The following is a 1,395-nucleotide window of genomic DNA, read 5'->3' as shown; positions in this document are numbered from 1 at the left end:
GGCGGTGGCGGTGGTGGTGGGGGCGGATCCGGCGTCATGACGCCTGGCGAGGGTCCCCCGCCCCCGCCGCCCCCGCCGCACGCCACCAGCGGGATCGCGGCGAACAGCACCCAGAACGCCGGGCCGCACAGTCCAGATCGAACGAAGCGCCGCAAAGTCACCCCCAGGGTCATGTCGCGAGCGGTTTACACCCTTTCGGCCTCGGTCCGCGCCAGGGCGCTGCGTCGCACCCCGTACAGCAGGTACACCGCCGCCCCGATCAGGTGGGCGTACAGGAAGTAGAGCTGGGTCTTGGCCGGCAGGCTGTAGAACAGATACAGGCAGCCCAGGATGGCGCCGGGCGCCACCAATTGCCACAGCGGCGTGGAGAACACCCGCGGCCGGTTCGGTTCGCGCCGGCGCAGGATGATCACCGACAGGCCCACGGCGATGAACGCCGCCAGGGTGCCGGCGTTGGCCAGCTCGGCGATGTCCTTCAGCGACAGCAGGCCCGACAGCAGGGCCGACAGGGCGCCGGTCAGCAGGGTCATCAGCACCGGGGTGCCGGTCTTGGCGTTGACCCGCGCCAGGCCGGCGGGCAGCAGGCCGTCGCGGGCCATGACGAAGAAGATCCGGCTCTGGCCGTACATGAAGGCCAGGATCACGGTCGGCAGGGCGACCACCGCCGCCAGGGCCACCAACTGGGCCATCCGCGGCTGCTTCAGGGTTTCCAGGATGAAGACCAGCGGGGCCTCGCTCTTGGAGAACACCTCGGCCCGCGAGGCGCCGATCGCGACAGCGGCCACGACCATGTAGATCAGGGTGCAGATCAGCATCGAGCCGACGATGCCGATGGTCAGGTCGCGCTTGGGGTTCTTGGTCTCCTCGGCGGCGGTCGACACCGCGTCGAAGCCGTAGAAGGCGAAGAAGATCAGGCTGGCGGCGGCCATCACCCCGACCTTGATCCCGTCCGGGCCCGCGCCCCCTTCGACGACATGGGCGACGAAGCCCTGCGGCATGAACGGCGTGAAGTGGCTGGCGTCGAAGGCCGGCAGGCACAGGGCCACGAACACCGCCAGGGCGGAGATCTTGATGACCACCAGGACCATGTTGACCGTGGCGCTCTCCTTGGTGCCCAGGGCCAGCAGCCCCGCGACGGCGAAGGAGATGATCACCGCCGGCAGGTTGACCAGACCGCGGGTGCCGTCCGCCAGCACCACATGCGGACCGGCCAGCAGGAATTCGGGAAAGCCGGCCATGCGGAACAGGCCCGCGGCGTGGGCCGACCAGCCCACCGCCACGGCGGCGCAGACCAGGGTGTATTCGAGGATCAGGCTGCGCCGCCGTGGCGGTGGGCTGGTCGGCCCACGCCGCGGGCCTGTTCCGCATGGCCGGCTTTCCCGAATTCCTGCTGGC

At 70.2% G+C, this 1,395-nt stretch carries 1 protein-coding gene; it reads right to left on the bottom strand.

Translation table 11 applies throughout. From position 1 onward, the window contains the following. Window positions 1-185: 185 nt before the first annotated feature. Window positions 186-1,395: APC family permease (locus AC1DZ6_RS25130; protein ID WP_477099809.1), on the bottom strand; the 1,210-nt coding region annotated here is incomplete at its 5' end.

This window comes from Caulobacter sp. P1_B12_2, from assembly GCF_056406675.1.
Note: the sequence above shows the minus strand (reverse complement) of the source record. Positions and strands in the feature narration are given on the sequence as shown.